Here is a 12,303-nt window from a genome sequence, read left to right on the forward strand (position 1 = left end):
CAGTCACCACTGATAAAAAATTGTAAAAAAGCCTCCCTCATGGAGGGAGTCTTCAAGCATCCTCATCTTCTGTTGTGATATAGCTGGGATAAAGCCCCAGCACCCCCTCAACTTTTTCTATCTCCTGGCTGAGCTTGTGCAAAGCCCCCAGGTTCTCTGCCTCCACCAGCAGGATAAGATCTCCCTGGGGAGATTTTTCCTCCACGCTGACCCCTGGCATTTGCTCCAGTCTGGTGCGCAGGCCGTGTTCTGCTTCAGGCCTTATCTTCATTATCATGCTGCCAAGTGCCATACAAATCCTTCCCTTCCCCTCTAACCTATTTTATCATCATCCAGGTTCCTGCTGTAATAAGAGCTGCGCCCAAAGAAGATTTCATGGTGAATTCCTCATGGAGGAAAACTATCGCCAGCACCAGAGTCAGAACCACACTCAGTTTATCTACCGCCACCACTGCCGAAGTCTCTCCCATCTGCAGGGCCTTGAAGTAGCAAAGCCACGAAGCTCCTGTAGCAAACCCCGACAAAATCAGGAAAATCCAGCATTTCCTGCTGATATCACCGATGCCATGCTGCACATTGAGCAGGAAGACCATTCCCCAGGCCATAACCAGCACCACTACTGTGCGAATGGCTGTTGCCAGATGCGAATTGACACCTTCAATCCCCACCTTGGCCAAAATAGCAGTAAGAGCCGCAAATACGGCTGAAAGCAGTGCTAATACTATCCACATCTACATTCCTCCTCACGGGAAAACTTCAATATAAATCGCGTCACTGCTAACATACTACGGCATCTTTCTGCAAAACATCTGCAAGCTTTCTTTATCTGCCCCCGCCTTTGCCTTGCATATCAGCTGGGTCATTGTGCCCATGGGACAGTATACGCACCAGGAACGAGGCTTATAGAAGAGCATGGTGATGATGCCCAGCAGAGCCGAAGTGAGCATCAGGCTGTAAAAGCCATAGGCAAACTGGACTGCCCAGGGACTTGCTGCCGCAGAGGATGCCCACTCCCAGGGAACCCTGAAAGACCAGAAGAGGGTCACCACTTCCGCCACCTCCCTGGCCCCGCCTGCCACCAGATAAGTTGCATAGATCACATTGGCAAACATCAACAGGAAGAAGATCAGGAAGCCATAGCGAAAGCCACGGCTCTTCAGCCAGTCCGGCATATCACGCTTGCGGGAAAAGCCCTTCTGACTTCCCAGCATCCTCAGCAGCTGCCCCCTGTCGCAGTAGCGGTTGCAGAAATGCTTATTGCCAAACCCGATGGCAAAAATCAGGGGCAGGAAAAAGCTGATCAGCCCCAGCCAGGCAAAGAGTATATTGAAGAATCCCAGGGAAAAATATATGACTGACCAAATCCACAAATAATTGTACCAATGCTGCTTCATGCTCTCACCTCGATGCTGATGGCAGAAGCCGGGCATTCAGCGCTGCATCGCCCGCAGCCAACACAGAGATCATCATCTACCACGGAGAAACTGCCTTTCCAAACAACGATGGCCCCCCGCGGGCAAACTGCCTCGCAAGCCCCGCAGGCTGCGCAGTACTCACGGTCTACCACTGCATATCTTTTGAGTTTTGCCCTTTGCATAGCTGTCTTTTCCATCCTATGCCTCTCCTTCCCTGCCTCCTTACAATATATTCATATATTACATTTTTATAATCTATTTGTCAAGGCACTTATTCCAACCTTCCAAACAAGGAAACAGGCTCCGCTGCAGACGGCGCAGCAGCGCTACCCAGCGGAGCGGTTTCAGGAAATCTTTGTTTATGGCAAACATGGACATAAGGACCCATTGAGAAGCCGATTTTCTTATAATCTTTGGTAGAGGACTTTGCTTCCCAGGCAGGAAAACTTCCCCTGCTTCGTGAATAAAGTACGATGAGGATGATTTCACTTGCCTGTGCATTTAGGAGGTACGACCATGGGTAACGAAACCATAGCCTATCTGATCAAGCAGCTGTTGAACAAGGTTTTCATCATTGTAAGCGCTGTAGCCTTCATCATCATGATCAGCCTGTATCTTTTCACAGATTACGCAGCAGTGGTCAATGATGCTGGCATCGTGCGCGGCGGCAGCCAGCGCATCGTCAAGCAGGTGCTGGCCGGCACCGATGCCGCCCAGCTCATAGAGAAGAATGAGGGCATCCTGAAACGCCTGCAGGGAGAAATGCGCCTGGGCAGCTTCCAGGACAGGCGGGATGAGGTGGAAAAATACTGGAACAGTGAGATAAAGCCCGCCATTTCTGAATACCAGCAAAGCAAGAATCCTGCCGGGCTGCTGGAGAAAAGCGAGAAATACTTCGAGCTGACCAACAACATGGTAGCTTCTGCCCAGCACATGGTGGACATCATGGCCTATTTCCTCTATGTACTGCTCATCGGCTTCGCCGCAGCGGTGGGAATTTATCTGCGCAATGTCTACGCCATCTTCAGCCAGCGGGTAGTCACCCCCATCCATGAACTGGAAGACAGCTTCAACAAACTGGCCGAAGGGCATCTTTCCCAGAAGTTCTCCTATGAGCGCCATGACGAAATCGGTGTCCTCTACGGTCTGCTGAACAAGACCCGCAAGGCCCTACTGGATTATGTGCAGGATATTGAGAAGAACCTCAGCTGCATGGCCTCAGGGGATCTGGTCACCAGCACCAATATGCAATACATCGGCGACTACCTGCCCATCCAGACCAATCTGGACAAAATACGCCAGACCCTCTGCAACGAAATGCATTCCATAGTAGAGATGGCAGACCATGTGGCCGTCAGCGCCGGGGAAGTATCAAAAGTATCCCAGAGCCTGGCAGAAGGAGCCATGGCCCAGAACGAGACAGTGCAGAATCTGCAGACCAAGATCCAGGAAGCCATCGAGGAAAATGCCAAGGTGGAAACATACGTCAACGATGCCCTGGAAGCCAGGAAGACCACCAAAGACCGCATCGGTGACAGCCGCCATCAGATGGACAATGTGGTGACGGCCATGCAGGAAATCGGCCATGCTTCCGAGCAGATACGCACCATCCTCAGCACCCTGGACGAAATCACCGGGCAGACAGCCCTGCTGTCCCTCAACGCCTCCATCGAGGCCGCCCGGGCCGGCGAGGCAGGCCGCGGCTTTGCGGTGGTAGCCGAGAACGTGCGCAAGCTGGCCGAGCAGTCCGCCGCCTCCACCCAGAATATCCAGCAGCTCATCTCCAACGCTCTGGCTGCCATCGACAGGGGCACGGAAGTAGTGAACAAAGCCGCCGAGTCCCTGGCCAGCACCTCCCAGAACACCCAGGTGGTGGATGCAGCCTTCCAGAAGATGAAGGAACAGAGCGTCGCCCAGCAGCACAAGATGGAAGCCGTCAGTTCCCTCTCCCAGGACATCCTGGGGGTAGTCACGGACAACTCTGCCGTCTCCGAAGAATGCGCCGCCTCCAGTACGGAGCTTTCCAGTTTCTCCAACTCTCTGAAAGAAAGCATCGGCAAGTTCCGCACACATTGATAGCCATACATGCGCTATGACGTCATTGTAAACAATACCAACTCATGCTAAAATAATAACAAAACATAAAAATCCCTCCGAGCAAAAGTGCCTAAGGCTAGTCTATGGCGCTGCGCCTGCCTTGCCCTTGGTGGCAGGGCACAGGGTGGCAGGGGAAACCCGGCCGCCTTCCGCATTTGAAAAGGAGCAAGGGGCTTTCTTTCCTATGGACAAAATAGGGACTGTCCCTCTGCGTTTCAGTGGAGGGATAGTCCCTTTTGTGTTCTTAGAAGGAGGAATCCTACATGAAAAAACTTGCAGCCGCCTTGCTCGCAACAGCTGCCCTGCTCAGCCTTGGCTGCGGCAGTGAACAGGCGGGAAAATCTGAGCGGGTACCGGACAACAAGGCCATTGAGCTCCATGTGGCGGCAGCCGCCAGCCTGACGGATGCCATGAAGGAAGTGGCGGAAGCCTACAAGGCAGAGCACCCGGAAGTGACCCTCACCTTCAACTTCGGCAGCAGCGGCGCCCTGCAGCAGGCCATTGAGAACGGCGGCGAGACAGACCTCTTCTTCTCCGCCGCCCAGAAGCAGATGAACGCCCTGGAGAAGTCGGACAACCTGGCCGCAGGCACCCGCAAGGACCTGCTGGAAAATTCCGTGGTGCTGATCGTGCCCCGGGACAGCAAAATCGAACTGGCTTCCTTTGCAGACCTCACCAGACCGGAACTGAAGCATATCGCCCTGGGTGAGCCCAAAGGGGTGCCCGTGGGACAGTATACAGAAGAAATCCTCACCAAGCTGGACATCCTTGACCAAGTGAAGGAAAAGGCCGTCTACGGCTCCGATGTGCGGCAGGTGCTCTCCTGGGTGGCTGCCGGGGAAGCTGACTGCGGCATAGTCTACGCCACGGACGCAGCCATTGACCCCAATGTAAGGGTGGCCGCCAAAGCCCCGGAGGGCAGCCACAAGCCCGTCATCTACCCCGCCGCCGTCATCAAGGGCACGAAGCATCCCGACGAGGCCAAGGCTTTCCTGGACTTCACCAGTTCCGATACGGCCAAGGCAATTTTTGAGAAGTACGGATTTGTATGCAAGTGATTTTGAGCGAAACATATGGAACTTACAGTTTTTCTAGAAAAAAAGCTCAGAGACTTCACCCTGCAGGCTGATTTCACCGTCAGGGATGAAGTCTTTGCCCTGCTGGGGGCTTCGGGCTGCGGCAAGAGCATGACCCTCAAGTGCATCGCGGGCATTGAAAAGCCTGACAAAGGCCGCATCATGCTGGACGGGCAGGTCCTCTTTGACAGCGAGAAGGGCATAGACCTGCCACCGCAGAAGCGGCAGATGGGCTACCTCTTCCAGAACTACGCCCTCTTCCCCAATATGACCGTAGCGGAAAACCTGCGCTTTGTCATGAAGGAAGATAGCGGGAATAAGGTACCAAAACTATTGCAGCGCTTCCAGCTGGAAGGACTGGAAAACGCCTATCCTGCCGCCCTCTCCGGGGGGCAGCAGCAGCGGGTGGCTTTCGCCCGCATCCTGGCTTCGGAGGCAAAGCTCCTGTTGCTGGACGAGCCCTTTTCAGCTTTGGACAGCTATCTCAAATGGCAACTGGAAACGGAGCTGATGGACATGCTGCCTGCCTACGGCGGCACAGCCCTGCTGGTATCCCATGACCGGGGAGAGGTCTACCGGCTGGCAGACAAGATTGCCGTCATCAACCGGGGACAGATGGAGCCTCCTGCGAAGAAGAAGGAACTCTTCCGCCACCCCAAAACCCTCTCAGCCACCCTGCTGACAGGCTGCAAGAATATCTCCGCCGCCCAGCGTGAGGACGGGAGCCATATCTACGCGGCAGACTGGAAACTGTCCCTGAAGACCTCAACAGAACCGCCCTCAGGGACAAAATACGCGGGCATACGAGCCCACTTCCTGGATCCAAGGGAAGGGGCGGAAGGCGAGAATGTCTTTTCCATGGAAGTTGTGCGGGTGATAGAAGACACCTTCTCTTTCATAGTCATGATACGGCCTGCAGGCCAAGATGCCGCCCCTATTCGTTGGGAACTTGAGAAAAAAGACTGGCAGCGGCTCTCAGGCAGGGAATTATTCATCTACTTCCCCCCCGAAGCCATCATGCTGCTGGAAAGCTAAGGAGGCAGGACATAATGGAATGGAGCCCCCTTATCGTCACACTGGAAACAGCTGTCACTGCCACCTTCATCACCTTCTTCCTGGGGATTGGCCTTGCTTATGGTGTAGTGCGCCTGAAGCGGGGCCAGGGGCTGATGGACGCATTGATCACCCTGCCCATGGTGCTGCCCCCCACGGTGGTGGGCTTTTTCCTGCTGCTGGCCTTCGGCAAGCGCAGCGCCATCGGTCAGCTCCTGCTGCAGTTTGACATCACCCTGGTGTTCACCTGGAAAGCAGCAGTCATCGCCGCCGTAGTGGTATCCCTGCCGCTCATGTACCGCACAGCCCGGGGGGCTTTCGAGCAGCTGGACAGGAACATCATCTACGCCGCCCGCACCCTGGGGGTATCCGAGTGGCGCATCTTCTGGCATATCCTCATTCCCAATGCCCGCCACGGCATCCTGGCAGGGCTGGTGCTGGCCTTCACCCGGGCCCTGGGAGAGTTCGGCGCCACCATCATGTTCGCCGGCAATATCCCCGGCCGCACCCAGACCATGTCCACTGCCATCTACGCCGCTGTCCAGGCCAATGATTATGATTTGGCAGGGAAGTGGGCTATGAGCCTGGTAGTGTTTTCATTGATATTTGTGTTGGCTATGAATATGTGGCTCAACAAAAAAACTGTTTAGGAGAACCTGCTGATGAAAGAAATCAAGACCACCGAAGCCGTAGGCCATATCCTTTGCCACGACCTCACCCAGATCATCAAGGGCGTCACCAAGGACGCCCGCTTCCGCAAGGGGCATATCGTCACTGAGGAAGATATCCCCGTGCTGCTTTCCATGGGCAAGGAACACCTCTTTGTCTGGGAAAATGACGGCACCCTGCTCCATGAAGACGAGGCCGCTGAGATTCTCCGCAGCCTTGCACAGAACAAGGGCATGAACGCCTCTGCCCCCAAGGAAGGCAAAATCGAACTCACGGCAGAATATGACGGCGTGCTGGAAGTCGATGTCGAACGCCTGGACAACCTCAATGACCTGGAGGATATCGCCATCGCCACCCTGCCCCAATATATGCCCGTAAAAGCCGGTACGAAACTGGCAGGCATGAGGGTGATTCCTTTGGTCATTGCCAAAGAGAAAATGGAGCAAGCCAAGTCAGCAGCAGGCAGTACGCCCCTGCTGGAACTTCACCCATACAAGTCAATGAAAGTGGGCGTAGTCACTACTGGCAGCGAAGTCTATAACGGACTTATCAAAGACACCTTCACCCCTGTCATCGAAGCCAAGCTGAAAAAATTTGGCCTCAAGATGGACGAGCACCGCCTGTCCGATGACGGGATAGAATGCACCCTTGAGAAAATCCGTGAACTTATTGGCCTGGGCATGGATATGATCATCTGCACCGGCGGCATGAGCGTTGACCCGGACGACAAGACCCCCGCCGCCATCAAAGCCACTGGCGCCAAAATCATCACCTACGGCGCCCCGGTGCTGCCCGGTGCCATGTTCCTGCTCTCCTACTACGAGAATGAAGGAAAGAAAATCCCCATCCTGGGGCTGCCCGGCTGTGTCATGTACGCCGCCACCACTATCTTTGACATTGTACTGCCCCGACTGGCAGCAGGAATAGAAGTGACCAGGAAAGATATCCGCCATCTGGGAGCAGGAGGACTTTGCCAGAATTGCCAGGTCTGCCACTATCCCAACTGCGGCTTTGGAAAGTGAGGAAGGGCCATGGAAGGAATCGAATTGGAACAGGCCGTGGAACTGTTGCTGGCAAAAGCAAATGTTCCTAAGGAAACGGAAGAAATCCCCCTGTCAGAGGCCTTAGGCCGCACCCTGGCTGAAGATATGCGGGCAGATTTCGACAATCCCCCCTTTGACCGTTCCCCCCTGGACGGCTATGCCATCATCGCCGCCGACACGGTTGATGCCACCAGGGAAAAACCTGCCCGCCTCCGCATTGTGGGCGAGGAATGCGCCGGGGATTTCTTTGCCGGTGCCATCAATTCCGGCGAAGCCCTGCGCATCATGACCGGCGGGGCCATGCCCCGAGGGACTGATGCGGTGATACGGCAGGAAGATGTGGCAGTTGCAGACGGCATGCTGGAAGTGCCCTATCCCCTCAGGCACCATGAGAACTACTGCTTCGCAGGAGAGGATATCAAGCAGGGCACCCTGCTCATCAGGCAGGGGGAAGTGCTGGACGCCCCCCGCATCGGCGTGCTGGCCAGCCAGGGCAGGGCAAAAGTCAAAGTCTGCCGCCGCCCCCGCATTGTCCTGGGCGGCACGGGGGACGAACTGCTGCAGCCAGGAGAGCCGCTCTCCCCCGGCAAGATCTACAACAGCAACCTCTACCTGTTGGCTGCCCGCCTGCAGGAACTGGGGGCGGAGACAAAAATCCTGGGCATTATCCCCGATAACCCTGAAGAAGCTGCAGAAAAGCTGCGCTCCTGCCTTGACCGGGCTGACCTGCTGCTGACCACTGGCGGAGTTTCCGTAGGCAAGAAAGACATCATGCACGAGGTCATCAAATTGCTCCCTGCCCAAAGGCTTTTCTGGGGAGTGCAGATGAAGCCCGGCTATCCCCTGCTGGCCTATGCAGCAGAGAAAACCTTAGGCGTGGCTCTCTCCGGCAATCCCTTCGCCGCCTACACCACCTTCGAGCTGATTGCCCGCCCCCTGATTGACAAGCTGGCAGGACGCGCCCCCCGCCCCTTCCCCCGTGTCAGGGCCACTCTGAAAGACGTCTTCCCCAAAGCCAGCCACGGCAGGCGCTTTATCCGCGCCCACTACGAGATAGCCACGGGCGCCGTCTCCATTCCTGGCCAGCACTCCTCCGGCTCCCTGTTCTCCGCCGTGGGCTGCAACGCACTCATTGACCTGCCTGCTGGGACGGGAAAACTCAAGGCGGGAGATAAGGTTGAAGTTCTATTGCTATGAGGTACCCTTATGTACGATAACTTAGGCAGGCGCATCGAATATGTGCGCATTTCCGTCACAGACCTCTGCAACCTTCGCTGCCGCTACTGCATGCCGGAGGAAGGCGTGCCCAAGCTGCGCCATGAGGACATACTCTCCTACGAGGAAATCCTGCGGCTGGTGCGCTGCTTCGCCAAACTTGGCGCCAGGAAAATCCGCCTGACGGGAGGCGAGCCACTGGTGCGGGCAGGCATCCTTGACTTGATAAAAGAAATCAAGTGCATCCCCGGCATAGAGATTGTGGTCCTCACCACCAATGGGGTGCTGCTGCCCCAGATGGCAGAAAAACTCAAGGCAGCGGGCCTTGATTATATCAATGTCAGCCTGGACACCCTGGACGAGACCGCCTTTTTCCGCCTCACCCGCCGCCGGGATCTGCCCGCTGTCAGGGAAGGCTTGAAGGCACTGAAAGAAGCAGGCTTCCGTCATACCAGGATCAACTGCGTCCCCCTGCGGGGCATAAACGAGGCAGATATCCCCCAACTGGCAGAAATGGCAAGAAACGAAGAAATCAACGTGCGTTTCATAGAGCTGATGCCCGTGGGCTGTGCCTATGAAGCAGGACTGGAACGCATCCCCATGGCAGAAGTGCGGCAAATCCTGCAAAGCTCCTTCGGCACATTGCAGGAAGCCAAGGCCCGGGAAAGCCTCTGGGGTCCTGCCGAGTATGTCAGGCCTGCTGGTTTCAAGGGCAAGCTTGGCTTCATAGACGCCATGGAGCATAAATTCTGCTCTTCCTGCAACCGCCTGCGTCTCACCGCCGAAGGTTTCCTGAAGCTCTGCCTGCACAGTTCCGCAGGGCTGGATCTGCGGACACTTCTCCGCAATGGCATCACTGATGAAGATCTGATTGAAGCCATTGCCAATGCAGCCAGGAAAAAGCCGGCAGAGCATCTTTTCTCAGCCATTGAACAAAGGGAGCGGGACAGCCGCTATATGTATCAGGTAGGAGGCTAACATGAGCACAGGCAATATCAAGGCAATCTGCATGAGCGAAAAGAAGGGCACCATCAAGCGACCTGTAGCAGAAGCATTATTTATCACGGAACACGGTATCAAGGGCGATGCCCACGCCGGCAGCTGGCATCGGCAGGTAAGCTTCCTGGCCCTTGAGGAAATAGAAGACTTCCGCCGCCGGGGTGGTGAGGTGGAATTCGGAGACTTTGGGGAAAATATCGTGGCAGAGGGCATTGCCTTCGACCAGCTGCCCGTGGGCACGCGGCTGAAGGCCGGAGACGTCTTCTTCGAGATTACCCAGATAGGCAAGAAATGCCACAGCCACTGCGAGATTTTCAAGCGGGTGGGCGACTGCATTATGCCGAGAAAAGGCGTTTTCGCCAGAGTGCTGCACGGAGGCAAACTGAAGGCAGGAGACACACTTGCCATCACCGAAGAAAAGCTTCCTCTGGAAGCAGCCGTCATCACCGCCAGCGACAAAGGCTCCAAGGGGGAGCGGGAGGACAAGAGCGGCGACAAGGCCGAAGCCATGCTGAAGGAAGCAGGCTACACCAAAGTCCACAGGGTCATCCTGCCAGACGAACAGGAAGAACTGGCCGCCAAGATGCGGGAATACGCAGATATGGGGGTAGGCCTCATTCTCACCACCGGCGGCACAGGCTTCTCCCCCCGGGACGTAACTCCGGAGGCCACCCTGGAGGTCTGCGAACGCCTGGCCCCCGGCATTCCCGAAGCCATGCGGGCCCTTTCCCTGAAGATCACCCCCCGGGCCATGCTGAGCCGCGCCGCCGCCGGCATCCATAAAAGAAGCCTGATTGTCAACCTGCCCGGCAGCCCCAAGGCCGTAGAAGAATGCCTGGGGTTCATTCTCCCCAGCCTTGCCCACGGCATAGAAATCCTGCGGGGAGAGACAGGGGAATGTGCGAGGAAATAATGTATGAACCCAAATGACCTCTCACTCCTGATAATAGCCGGGGGCAAAAGTTCCCGGCTGGGCACTGACAAGCGGCAACTGAAACTTGGTGACTCCTCCCTGCTGGAATACACTCTGGCCCAGGGCAAAAAATCCGTCTTCAAGGAAGTCTTCCTTTGTGCCGAAGCCCCCTCCCCCTTCCTCACGGAACTGGCAGGAAAATATAGGGTTGCCCTGCTCTTTGACGAGACGCAGGGGCTTGGTCCCGTGTCCGGCCTTGCCCGGGGGCTTGCTTCCATAACGAAATCATGGGCTCTGGCCATCGCAGGAGACATGCCTTTCCTGGACTTGGAAGAACTGTGCCGTTTCGGAGCCACTCTCCCAACCAGCGAACTTGCCCTTTTGCCTGTAGCCAAGGGCAGGCTTCAGCCCTTGGCAGCTTTCTATCACCAGAAAACTGCCACCTGTTTCCAAAGAGCCCTCCATGGTGACGTAAGGAAAATCCGGCAGGTGCTTGAATCCTTCCCCTGCAGCCAGCGGGAATATGCAGGCTCACCTTCTCATTTCTTCAATATCAACACCCCCGCCGACTGGCGGCTGGCACAAGGCAGGTTTGCCAATCTCAAACGCAAAGTACCTGTTATCGCCATCACCGCCCCCGCCTCCGGCACCGGCAAGACCACCTTCATAGAAAAACTCCTGCCCCGCCTCAGGGAAAGAGGCATAAGAGCAGGAGTGATCAAAAGCGACAGCCACGGCTTCAATCTGGATATGGAGGGCAAGGACAGTTGCCGCTTCTCACAGGCAGGCGCAGAAAGCGTAGCGGTGATATCACCGCAGGGCTGGTTCATTACCCAAAAGACTGAGCAGCGGGCTGGCTTTGAATCTGTTGCCAACAAGATGGAGGGCATCGACCTGCTCCTCACAGAGAGCCGCAGCCATGGCACCCTGCCCGCCCTTTCCCTCTGGCGGGGCAAGGGCACTCCCCTTGTGGGAGAAGATGTGGCCGCCATATTCACTTCTGAGCCACATGCAGAAGCAGCTGCGATTTACGAATACAATCTGAACGACATAGAAAAGGCGGTGGAATCATGTCTCTTTCTGATGGGACGATAGATGAACCAAAACTCAACCACTTCGATGCCAGCGGCCAGGCCCACATGGTTGATGTAAGCCCCAAGGCAGAAACCCTCAGGATTGCCACGGCCACAGGCAAGATAAAGGTCAGCCCCCAGGTTTACGAAGCCATCACCAATGGCACTGCCAGGAAGGGCGATGTGCTGGGGGTAGCCCGGCTGGCAGGCATTATGGGAGCAAAGAAGACCTCCGACCTCATCCCCCTCTGCCATCCCCTGCCCCTCACCGGCGTCAGCGTAGACTTCACCCTGCTGCCGGAGGAATGCGCCGTGAAGGCTGCCGCCACCGCCAAGATCACCGGACGTACCGGGGTGGAAATGGAAGCCCTCACCGCCGTCAGCACCGCCCTCCTCACCATCTACGATATGTGCAAGGCTCTGGACAAGGGCATGGAAATCACAGATATCCACCTGGAAGAAAAAAGCGGCGGCAAGAGCGGGCATTACAGGCGCATATAGCAGAATACTGCCAAAGACAGAAAAAATTACTATTTCTTCCCCTCCTTACCATGATTCTGTTTCCTAAATTCAAAATTTGTATTTGCAGCTTCTATAACTCTATCTTTTCCAAATATCAATACTAAATTTGCTATTTGTTCAGCATGTTGCTTTTCATCATGATAAAAGAATACACTTCTATCATGTCTATCCACGATATATTTTATAACTCAAACTTCGCAGTTGTGAAACTGCCAAATCATTCGACTT

General features: G+C 55.6%; 14 protein-coding genes and 1 riboswitch. Of the genes, 10 read left to right on the forward strand and 4 right to left on the reverse strand.

Features of this window, described 5'->3' with window-relative positions; translation table 11 throughout:
* Positions 1-52: 52 nt before the first annotated feature.
* The 4 genes from P159_RS0115400 to P159_RS0115415 are packed head-to-tail and all read right to left on the reverse strand — an operon-like array spanning position 53 to position 1,612.
* Entirely contained in the window at positions 53-292 is a 240-nt protein-coding gene (locus P159_RS0115400) for a chaperone NapD (RefSeq protein WP_029545481.1), read from the reverse strand.
* A gap of 25 nt (positions 293-317) precedes the next feature.
* Positions 318-731, reverse strand: coding sequence for an EamA family transporter (locus P159_RS0115405; RefSeq protein ID WP_029545483.1), 414 nt, complete (start codon positions 729-731; stop codon positions 318-320).
* 54 nt (positions 732-785) lie between these two features.
* Positions 786-1,394 carry a hypothetical protein gene (locus tag P159_RS0115410; protein WP_029545484.1) on the reverse strand — a complete coding sequence of 203 codons (609 nt, stop codon included), beginning with the start codon at positions 1,392-1,394 and terminating at the stop codon, positions 786-788.
* Entirely contained in the window at positions 1,391-1,612 is a 222-nt protein-coding gene (locus P159_RS0115415) for a 4Fe-4S binding protein (protein ID WP_318253608.1), read from the reverse strand. The genes P159_RS0115410 and P159_RS0115415 overlap by 4 nt, the downstream gene beginning before the upstream one ends.
* A gap of 319 nt (positions 1,613-1,931) precedes the next feature.
* On the opposite strand from P159_RS0115415, the gene P159_RS0115420 reads away from it, so the two are divergent.
* The 10 genes from P159_RS0115420 (at position 1,932) to moaC (ending at position 12,054) form a co-directional block, all read left to right on the forward strand.
* The gene (locus tag P159_RS0115420; protein ID WP_029545488.1) at positions 1,932-3,491 is read left to right on the forward strand and encodes a methyl-accepting chemotaxis protein; all 1,560 of its coding nucleotides are present in this window, start codon (positions 1,932-1,934) and stop codon (positions 3,489-3,491) included.
* Positions 3,492-3,554: 63 nt separating this feature from the next.
* Positions 3,555-3,694: riboswitch (molybdenum cofactor riboswitch) on the forward strand.
* 81 nt (positions 3,695-3,775) lie between these two features.
* Positions 3,776-4,570 (forward strand): molybdate ABC transporter substrate-binding protein, encoded by a 795-nt coding sequence (gene modA / locus P159_RS0115430; RefSeq protein WP_029545490.1) that lies wholly within the window; start codon positions 3,776-3,778, stop codon positions 4,568-4,570.
* 15 nt (positions 4,571-4,585) lie between these two features.
* Positions 4,586-5,623: an ATP-binding cassette domain-containing protein gene (locus P159_RS0115435; RefSeq protein WP_029545492.1), complete on the forward strand. Its 1,038-nt coding sequence runs from the start codon at positions 4,586-4,588 to the stop codon at positions 5,621-5,623.
* Positions 5,624-5,637: 14 nt separating this feature from the next.
* On the forward strand, positions 5,638-6,291 hold the full coding sequence (modB, locus tag P159_RS0115440) for a molybdate ABC transporter permease subunit (protein WP_029545494.1): 654 nt from the start codon (positions 5,638-5,640) through the stop codon (positions 6,289-6,291).
* A gap of 12 nt (positions 6,292-6,303) precedes the next feature.
* Positions 6,304-7,332, forward strand: a complete 1,029-nt coding sequence (locus tag P159_RS0115445) for a molybdopterin-binding protein (protein ID WP_029545496.1) — start codon at positions 6,304-6,306, stop codon at positions 7,330-7,332.
* Positions 7,333-7,341: 9 nt separating this feature from the next.
* On the forward strand, positions 7,342-8,550 hold the full coding sequence (gene glp / locus P159_RS0115450) for a gephyrin-like molybdotransferase Glp (RefSeq protein ID WP_029545498.1): 1,209 nt from the start codon (positions 7,342-7,344) through the stop codon (positions 8,548-8,550).
* Positions 8,551-8,559: 9 nt separating this feature from the next.
* Entirely contained in the window at positions 8,560-9,546 is a 987-nt protein-coding gene (gene moaA, locus P159_RS0115455) for a GTP 3',8-cyclase MoaA (RefSeq protein WP_029545500.1), read from the forward strand.
* A 1-nt stretch (position 9,547) separates the two neighbouring features.
* The gene (locus tag P159_RS0115460; protein ID WP_029545502.1) at positions 9,548-10,480 is read left to right on the forward strand and encodes an MOSC domain-containing protein; all 933 of its coding nucleotides are present in this window, start codon (positions 9,548-9,550) and stop codon (positions 10,478-10,480) included.
* A 3-nt stretch (positions 10,481-10,483) separates the two neighbouring features.
* Entirely contained in the window at positions 10,484-11,575 is a 1,092-nt protein-coding gene (gene mobB, locus P159_RS0115465) for a molybdopterin-guanine dinucleotide biosynthesis protein B (protein WP_029545503.1), read from the forward strand.
* Positions 11,551-12,054, forward strand: a complete 504-nt coding sequence (gene moaC, locus P159_RS0115470) for a cyclic pyranopterin monophosphate synthase MoaC (protein ID WP_029540351.1) — start codon at positions 11,551-11,553, stop codon at positions 12,052-12,054. Before mobB ends, moaC begins: the two co-directional genes overlap by 25 nt.
* Positions 12,055-12,303: the final 249 nt, after the last annotated feature.

The sequence above is a fragment of the Selenomonas sp. AB3002 genome, from assembly GCF_000702545.1.
Classification (GTDB): domain Bacteria; phylum Bacillota; class Negativicutes; order Selenomonadales; family Selenomonadaceae; genus Selenomonas_B; species Selenomonas_B ruminantium_A.

Excerpts from the sequence above, each read along its gene's own strand:
- P159_RS0115400 (WP_029545481.1), bottom strand. The coding sequence starts at position 292 with ATGGCACTTGGCAGCATGATAATGAAGATAAGGCCTGAAGCAGAACAC.
- P159_RS0115405 (WP_029545483.1), bottom strand. The coding sequence starts at position 731 with ATGTGGATAGTATTAGCACTGCTTTCAGCCGTATTTGCGGCTCTTACT.
- P159_RS0115410 (WP_029545484.1), bottom strand. The coding sequence starts at position 1,394 with ATGAAGCAGCATTGGTACAATTATTTGTGGATTTGGTCAGTCATATAT.
- P159_RS0115415 (WP_318253608.1), bottom strand. The coding sequence starts at position 1,612 with ATGGAAAAGACAGCTATGCAAAGGGCAAAACTCAAAAGATATGCAGTG.
- P159_RS0115420 (WP_029545488.1), top strand. The coding sequence starts at position 1,932 with ATGGGTAACGAAACCATAGCCTATCTGATCAAGCAGCTGTTGAACAAG.
- modA (WP_029545490.1), top strand. The coding sequence starts at position 3,776 with ATGAAAAAACTTGCAGCCGCCTTGCTCGCAACAGCTGCCCTGCTCAGC.
- P159_RS0115435 (WP_029545492.1), top strand. The coding sequence starts at position 4,586 with ATGGAACTTACAGTTTTTCTAGAAAAAAAGCTCAGAGACTTCACCCTG.
- modB (WP_029545494.1), top strand. The coding sequence starts at position 5,638 with ATGGAATGGAGCCCCCTTATCGTCACACTGGAAACAGCTGTCACTGCC.
- P159_RS0115445 (WP_029545496.1), top strand. The coding sequence starts at position 6,304 with ATGAAAGAAATCAAGACCACCGAAGCCGTAGGCCATATCCTTTGCCAC.
- glp (WP_029545498.1), top strand. The coding sequence starts at position 7,342 with ATGGAAGGAATCGAATTGGAACAGGCCGTGGAACTGTTGCTGGCAAAA.
- moaA (WP_029545500.1), top strand. The coding sequence starts at position 8,560 with ATGTACGATAACTTAGGCAGGCGCATCGAATATGTGCGCATTTCCGTC.
- P159_RS0115460 (WP_029545502.1), top strand. The coding sequence starts at position 9,548 with ATGAGCACAGGCAATATCAAGGCAATCTGCATGAGCGAAAAGAAGGGC.
- mobB (WP_029545503.1), top strand. The coding sequence starts at position 10,484 with ATGAACCCAAATGACCTCTCACTCCTGATAATAGCCGGGGGCAAAAGT.
- moaC (WP_029540351.1), top strand. The coding sequence starts at position 11,551 with ATGTCTCTTTCTGATGGGACGATAGATGAACCAAAACTCAACCACTTC.